The sequence below is a fragment of the Bacteroidota bacterium genome (genome assembly GCA_039714315.1).
Taxonomy (GTDB): Bacteria; Bacteroidota; Bacteroidia; order Flavobacteriales; family JADGDT01; genus JADGDT01.
This window is the reverse complement of record JBDLJM010000141.1, coordinates 1-8,124: the sequence shown is the minus strand read 5'-3', so window position 1 is coordinate 8,124 and position 8,124 is coordinate 1. Positions and strand designations below refer to the sequence as shown.

The window sequence follows — 8,124 nt, the reverse complement described above, 5'->3', positions numbered from 1 at the left end:
CCCCTTCGACTATTCTTCGACAGGATTAGTAACCGTAGTTGAGGGCAGGCTTTTTGCCTTAAATATTCTCCCGGATTTTAGTGTTGCCCCTTGAAAAGTACAATGCCTAGTCTCATATCTAACCTCTCACATCTAAACATAAAAAAACCACCTCAAATTGAAGTGGTTTTTTAATTTTTCTTATTTACAGAATTAGATTGTTCTTAAATAATCTAATTTCTTTTTCCATAGATTAAGATTTTCCTTATGACGTTCTATCTTTTTCTTAACATCTTTTACCAGTGGATTATCATCTCCAACATTAAAGAAACCTAAGTTGTTATCAAGTTGGGTGATTTCCTTTCCGATCTCATCCATTTTCTTACGAATGATATCTCTCTCATGGTAGACTTTCTTCATTTCATCGGATGCTAAGAAAGTATCGATACGGTTTTTGAATTTGATGAATGCCGTTTCGTTTTTGTCCAGATCCAATTTGTCGAACAATTTATCAATAGCGTTGTTAAACTGGTTTTCGATAGCTCTCTTATCTCTGGGAACAGATCCTATAGATTTCCATTTATTGATATATTCCTTTAAAAGAGCAACTGCCTCTTTAGTATCTGAAGGTAATTCTATTTCCTCTACCACATTTAGTAATGTAGTCTTTTCTTCAAAATTCCCTGTAAGTTCAGAATCCATTCCCTTACGGTGATCAGTTAATCTGTCGAAGAAATGGTTGCAGGCACCTCTGAATTTATTCCAGATTTCATCTGATTGCTGTCTTGGAACGTGACCTATTTTCTTCCAGTCATTTTGAATTTTCTTCAGAATTTCAGTCGTTTTTTTCCAATCGTCACTGTCTTTTAGTGATTCAGCTGTTTCAACAAGTTTCATTTTCTTTTCAAGGTTAACCATTTGGTCTTTTTTCAAACCTTTGTAGAAATCATTTTTTCTCTTATTGAAAACTCTGGTGGCATCTTTGAATTTTTGCCAAATCTCATCGTTATGGCTTTTTGTAACTCTACCAATATTCTGAAACTCTTTCTTTAAAGCTTCAATTTTTTTAATTCTATTTTGCCACTGCGAATGAGAATCACCTTCTTCATTTGCAACTTCTTCAATTTGTGTACAGATATTTTCTTTAGCAGTAAGGTGTTCAGCCCATTCCAACTTAAGCTCTTTCATATGCTCATGGCGTCGGTCGTGAATGATTTTAGTTGCATTACTGAATCTTTCCCATATTTCGTCTCTGAATTCTTTAGCAACAGGTCCGGTTTCCTCTTTCCACATTCTGTGTAAAAGCTGAAGCTCGTCAAATGCTTTTTTTATTGATGGCTCATTAATAAGTAATTCAGCTCTCTCAATAATTTTCATCTTCTCTTCAAGGTTGTGCTTGAAGTCGAGGTCACGCATTTCGTTGTTTAAGCGCAGGTAATCATAGAAGTTTTCAATATGGTGGTGATAGTTTCTCCAAAGATCACTCGATTTAGCTTTAGGAACCTGTCCGGCAGCATTCCATTTATCCTGAATTTCTCTGAATTCTTTAAAAGTTTCAGACATCTTCTCTTCCTTGTTGATAAGATGTTTTAATTCTTCGATTAGCTCTAATCTGTAGTCGTAATTTTTATTTTGTTGCTCTTCAACACCTTTATAGTATATATCTCTCTTTTTTCGGTAATCGTTGTAAACAACATTAAATTGATTTTTGATATAACTTTCGTATCTGAAATCAATTATATTTCCGCCTTCTTCGATGAAGGCTTCCTGTTTTTCTTTTTTGTCTTTGTTGATTAGTTTAAAGAACTGTTCCCTAATTTGCTCAACGTGTTGTTTTATTAGCTGTATTGGTTCTTTATTTACTAATTTATTAGCTTCTTCATAAAGCTCATCAGCTGTCATTTTAGAATAATTCAGAAGCGGAATTTCCTTAACTTCATACTCCTTAACTTCATCCTTTTCTTCGGTTGCTGAGCTTGCCGAATCATCTTTTACTTCTTCGTCAGAAGTATCAGCTTCTTTTTCTTCGATAGTTCCTGAGTCGCTATCTTCTTTTGATTTTACCTCTGAAGTTTCTTCACTTTCAGTTTTTTCAACTTCCTTTTCTTCAGATGATTTATCTTGTTCTACTGCTTTTTCTTCGATTTTTTTATCGTCTACTTGAGCATTCTCAGGAGAAGTTACTTTATTTACCTCCTCTTGTTCCGGAGTAGAGTTTCCATCTGCATTTTGCAGGTTATCCAAATTTTCTTGTGACATTTTATTTACCGTATTAGGTTTTGTAACTACAAAAATAATTATTTAAGCTTATTAAAAAAGAAAAAAGACTAAAGACTAAAGAAAAAAGATTAAAGAGTTTGAAGTCGGAAGTCAGGAGACTGAAGTCCGTCTCCCGTATCCTGTCTTCCAACTCCCGTCTTCCAACTTCCGTCTTCCAACTCCCGTCTTCCGACTCCCGTCTTCCGACTCCCTTAAAACCCTAAATAGTTTGAAGGGGAAAAATCTTTCAACTCTGCTTTAATTTCATCAGAAACATCCAGAGTATCTATAAACTCAGAGATTGTTTTTTGTGTTACTTTTTCGTTTTTGCGGGTTAATCCTTTAAGAGCCTCGTAAGGATTTGGAAATTGTTCTCTACGTAAAACTGTCTGGATTGCTTCGGCAACCACGGCCCAGTTGTTTTCCAAATCTTCGGCTAGTTTCTCTTTATTTAAAAGAGCTTTTTTCATCCCTTTCAATGTTGATTTAATTCCTATCAGTGAGTGTGCTATCGGAACACCTATATTTCTTAATACCGTAGAATCTGTAAGGTCTCTTTGCAGGCGCGAAACAGGTAGTTTGGCAGCCAGATGCTCGTAAATAGCGTTGGCTATACCTAAGTTACCTTCAGAATTTTCAAAGTCTATCGGGTTAACCTTGTGTGGCATTGCCGATGAACCTACTTCACCTTTCTTAATTTTTTGCTTAAAATAGTCCATCGATATGTATGTCCACATATCTCTGTCGAGGTCTATCAAAATTGAGTTTATACGTTTTAGGGCATCAAAAGTTGCAGCCATATTATCGTAATGCTCAATCTGTGTTGTCGGGTGCGAACGTTTCAGGCCTAAAACATCATCTACAAAAACATTTGCAAAATTAATCCAGTCATAATTAGGATAAGCTGCGTAATGAGCGTTAAAATTACCTGTTGCTCCACCAAATTTGGCACTAAAAGGAATTTTTTCCAATGTGTCGATCTGCTGATTCAGTCTTTCGATAAATACCATGATCTCTTTGCCTAATCTTGTAGGAGATGCCGGTTGACCGTGAGTTCTGGCCAGCATCGGAACTTCTTTCCATTCGGCAGCCAGTTCGTGTAAGTACTCTATCAGTTCGGTGATAATAGGTATATATACTTCTTTAATTCCGTTTCTCAATGAAAGTGGTACCGAAGTATTGTTTATGTCCTGAGATGTTAATCCAAAGTGTATAAATTCCTTGAACTCTTCCAGTCCCATTTCGTCAAATTTCTTTTTGATGAAATATTCTACAGCTTTTACATCGTGATTTGTTGTATTCTCAATATCTTTTACAAATTCAGCATCTTTCAAGCTAAACTCTCTGTAAATAGCACGCAATTCATCATACTTTGTATGGTCGAACGATTTTAACTGGGGAATAGGAATATCGCTCAAAGCAATAAAGTATTCAATTTCAACTTTTACACGATACTTGATCAGGGCTTCTTCAGAAAAGTATTCAGAGAGCTCCAAAGTTTTAGAATGATACCGTCCATCTATAGGAGATATCGCTTTTAATGGATTAAGAGACATTATGCTTAATTTATTTATCCTTATAAGCAAACAAAGATAATAATACCTAAAGAACATAATGCAGCTAAATGGAAAAAAATGCTTAATTAAGGAAGCTTTTTATGGGGGGATAAATAATTGTTTTTGAGCGGCTGCCGGGCTATTCGCTATAGTTTTTTGTGTAAATATGTTCCACTAAATTACTTTGAGGAGCTCCGGAGTCGCTCTCAAAGTAATAATGTCACAATATTTTCAACAAAAAAGCTGTCGCTGCTATCCCTGCCGCATAACGGTTGCAAAGGGCAGCTTTATTTTTTTGCGCTATTTATCGATTTTAAAATCTTGCGTCCTACCGATTGAAAAGAAGGTAAGCCTCCTGATATATTATTTTCAACATATATTTTTAGTTCCGGAGCAATCCACGATCGTTTGTGGATAAGATTTTGTAAGGTAAACATTGAAAATGCAATTACTGCAGCTTTTTCTTCTGGATCGATCAGGAAAGAGAATGATACTTCAGCTATAGCATCTATTTGAGTATCACTGAGGGGGTAATCATTTTTCGGATTGGTAATTATTCTGAATACTCTTGCAAAGTTTCGTGATACGGCTACGTGTTTTGCATTTTTTACTTCCTCCAGAATAAAATCCAGATAGGGAACAAGTTCAATATAAAATTCGGGGGAGAATTTTGCTAATGACCATGCGGCTCTTTGTGCTGTAAGTTTATCGCCAAGTAAAATTAAATCGATAAGTTCCTTGAGGTACACATCGGGATTGTTTTCTACAATAGTAGCCACTGTTTCTGCATTTTTAGCAGAGTGTTCAACCAGTATTTGCTTTTGAAGATTCATAATGCGTTAATCGGATTTTCTATACCCTCGTAAACAGTTTTATGTAAAAACTAAACAGTAATTAAGGCAGATTATTCATCAAGAAGCTTGTGAACTAATTTAGGAAGTCCTGAAGTAGCTTTTTCAACAATAAAATACCTGTTGCTTTTTTCCTGAACACTTGGCTTTTCGGGGTCTACAATATAAGTTTCGCAGTTACTGTTTGTAAAGTCGATCAGCTCTGCAGCGGGATAAACCTGCAGTGATGTACCAACAACAATAAAGATATCCGCTTTTTTTGTAATTTCAATTGCTTCGGCCATTTTTGGTACCGGTTCGCCAAATAATACAACATGCGGGCGTAGCTGAGATCCGTCAGAGGCTAAATCGCCAAGGTTTATTTCCCGGCCTTTTTCTACTTCAATAATATTGTCAGGGTTTGAACTGCTTCTCACTTTGCCCAATTCGCCGTGAATATGAATAATGTTTTTCGATCCGGCTCTTTCGTGCAGGTCGTCAACATTTTGTGTGATTATGGTAATATTGTATTTTTTTTCGAGCTCTGCCAGACAACGATGGGCAGCATTGGGATCGGCACCCCACATTTTTTTTCTTCGCATGTTGTAGAACTCCATAACTCTCCCGGGGTTGTTGGCTAAAGCAACTGTAGAGGCCAGTTCTCTAGGGTCGTATTCTTTCCACATACCGTCGGCATCCCTAAAGGTGTCTAAACCACTTTCTTTGCTAATTCCCGCACCTGAAAGTACTACAAGGTTCTTCATGAAGCTTCTCTTTATAAATTATAAGCAAAAGTAAAACAATTCTTATTTATGAAAAAAAGATAATCGTTTTTATTCTTTCCACCGGGGATAGGAGCAGAGAGGTTCATAAATCATTAAAACTGATTGACGAATAATGATTAACGAATGCTGATTTAAGATTTAATAAATGAATCAGGACAACTAATGAATATCTTAGGTACAATAGCCAATAAAACCAAATTGAAATATAACTTTTTACTTTCCTGTCTGACTGAGTCACGCAGGCAGGTGCCTTTTTACTTTTGCCTTGGAATTAATTTTAATCCCCAGATTTTTGGGTTGATCCCTGACTACTTTCCGCCAGGGATAGGAGCGGCACCCCGCGGGCTGAAATAAATGTGAATAAAAATAATAACCAGAGTTCGACGAGAGAATTGCACACTTTTGAATTTCTGTGTGTAAACCTCTCGTCGAACTCTGGTTAATACAGAGGCGACCAAAAGGAAGCCCCTGTATTATTTATTATGAACTTTATTTTGGCTTGCGGAGTACAGCGGATAGCCCGTATGCCTGCCTGCGGTAGGCAGGGCGGCCAAAATATAAAATTAATCTTCGTTATAGATAATCTCAGTTGTTATTTCTGAAGACTTCTGAAGCATGTAGAAAACCCCGCAGTAACGGTCTTTTGACAAGTTACACGCTTTTTCAAGTTTTGCATGGTCCATGTTTTTACCTGTAAACACCCATTGCAGGTGTATGTGGGTAAAATATTTAGGGTGTTCGTCTCTTACAGTACCTTTTACAACAACTTTGAATTCGTCTAATTCAACTCTCATTTTTTTAGAAAGAGAAATGACATCCATAGCAGTACATCCTGCAAGTGCTTCCAAAATCATTGGTTTTGGACGAGGCCCTCTGTCTTTTCCTCCAACAGCTTCATCAGCATCTAATATTATTTTGTGACCGTTTATCTCAGATTCGAAAGACATGTCTTCGAGCCATCTTGTTTCTAAAACTTCAATTGCCATATAATATAATTTTTATTCTGTTTTTTATTTTTAAGTGTGCAAATATATAAAGAATGAGTAAATAAATATTTATGATGCAGATCATATTTGTGTTTTTTCGGTTGAAGTACAGTTTCTTTTTCGTTACGTTTAATTTAAAATGATACATTTGGATAGTTTTTACCCTTAACTATAATAAAAGTATGTCTGCAAAATTCATATTGTCGATCGATATAGGGACTCAGTCAACCCGTGCAGTGCTGATTTCCGAAACGGGCGAAATTAGTGATATTGAAAAAATAAAAATTCAGGCTTATTACAGCGAAAATCCGGGGTGGGCCGAACAGGATCCTGAGTTGTTTTGGGATGTAGCAGTAAAGGCAATGAAGGCTGTTATAGGCAGAAATGGAGATAAAGCCGGTATGATTAAAGCTGTGACGCTTACTACACAGCGGGGTACCGTAGTAAATCTCGATAAAGACAATAATGTATTGCGTCCTGCAATTATCTGGCTCGACCGTCGTCAGGCAAAGGCTGAAAACTGGATAGGCTTAGTAAAAAAAGTAGGGCTGTGGTTTATAAATATGCTTGGGGCAGCCGATTATGCCTATAGGGAGGCAGAAGTAAACTGGATTAAGCAAAATCAACCCGAAATATGGGCGAAGACTTCTAAATATCTGCTTCTGTCGGGTTTTATAAATTTCAGGCTAACCGGGAAATTCAGGGATAGTGTTGCAAATCAGGTGGGATATCTCCCCTTTAATTACAAAAAGCACAGGTGGATTAAAAAATATACCAATGTTAGAAAGGTGATGTTTGATGTCGATGAGGAAAAATTACCTGAATTGGTGAAGCCGGGAGAGGAGATTGGACGAATAAGCAAAGAGGTAGCGCAACTTACAGGTTTAAATGAAGGTATTCCGGTAATAGCTGCTTCGGCCGATAAGTCGGCAGAGGTTTTGGGTAGCGGAGTAGTTGACAGTTCAACCGTTTGTCTGAGTTATGGCACAACAGCAACTGTTCAGTCGGTTTCTGAAAAATATGTTGAACTTCAACCTTTTTTTCCTCCTTATCCTAGTGCTATCCCCGGTAAATACAATACCGAAGTAATGGTTTACAGAGGTTTTTGGATGATTGACTGGTTTAAAAACGAATTTGGATCGAAAGAAGTGGAAAAGGCGAAAGAGTTGGGGGTAGAGCCCGAGAAACTTCTGGATGAACTTATTTGTGATATTCCACCCGGAGCAATGGGATTGACATTGCAGCCATACTGGTCGGCAGGAGTTAAAAATCCGGGACTTGAAGCGAAAGGTGCAATAATAGGATTTGGAGATGTTCATACCCGAAAGCATATTTACAGAGCAATTATTGAAGGTTTGGCTTATGCTTTGAGAAACGGTTTTGAGCACACAAAAAGAAAAACGGGTATTAATCCCGGAAAAATAGTAGTGTCGGGAGGGGGGTCGCAAAGTGATATTATTATGCAAATTACTGCTGATGTATTTGGAATTCCTGCAGTACGACCGCATACCTACGAAACATCTGCTTTAGGTGCTGCAATCGATACAGCTGTTGCGCTTGGATGGTACAATAGCTTTGAGGAAGCCGCTAAAAAAATGACATGCGCCGATAAGATTTTCCATCCCAACAAAGAAAATCATGACATGTATGACAGGATATATAAAGAAGTTTATAATAAGATGTACGATCGCTTAAAGCCTTTGTATACAAGTATCAGGAATATTTTTAA

Annotated in this window: 6 protein-coding genes; 1 reads left to right on the top strand and 5 read right to left on the bottom strand. The window is 37.0% G+C overall.

The genetic code is table 11. The features are described 5' to 3' along the window. Positions 1–192: 192 nt before the first annotated feature. The 5 genes from ABFR62_11800 to ABFR62_11780 form a co-directional block, all read right to left on the bottom strand. Positions 193–2,238 carry a DUF349 domain-containing protein gene (locus ABFR62_11800; protein MEN8139104.1) on the bottom strand — a complete coding sequence of 682 codons (2,046 nt, stop codon included), beginning with the start codon at positions 2,236–2,238 and terminating at the stop codon, positions 193–195. Between the two features lie 212 nt (positions 2,239–2,450). After that, a complete protein-coding gene (gene purB, locus ABFR62_11795) occupies positions 2,451–3,794 on the bottom strand; it encodes an adenylosuccinate lyase (protein ID MEN8139103.1) in 1,344 nt (447 codons plus the stop codon). A gap of 287 nt (positions 3,795–4,081) precedes the next feature. Continuing rightward, positions 4,082–4,627, bottom strand: coding sequence for a hypothetical protein (locus ABFR62_11790; GenBank protein ID MEN8139102.1), 546 nt, complete (start codon positions 4,625–4,627; stop codon positions 4,082–4,084). 71 nt (positions 4,628–4,698) lie between these two features. Further along, positions 4,699–5,388 carry an NAD-dependent deacylase gene (locus tag ABFR62_11785; protein ID MEN8139101.1) on the bottom strand — a complete coding sequence of 230 codons (690 nt, stop codon included), beginning with the start codon at positions 5,386–5,388 and terminating at the stop codon, positions 4,699–4,701. A 584-nt stretch (positions 5,389–5,972) separates the two neighbouring features. Next, positions 5,973–6,395 (bottom strand): OsmC family protein, encoded by a 423-nt coding sequence (locus ABFR62_11780; protein MEN8139100.1) that lies wholly within the window; start codon positions 6,393–6,395, stop codon positions 5,973–5,975. Between the two features lie 182 nt (positions 6,396–6,577). On the opposite strand from ABFR62_11780, the gene ABFR62_11775 reads away from it, so the two are divergent. Continuing rightward, positions 6,578–8,124, top strand: a 1,547-nt coding sequence (locus tag ABFR62_11775; protein ID MEN8139099.1) for an FGGY-family carbohydrate kinase, incomplete at its 3' end; no start/stop codon positions are given.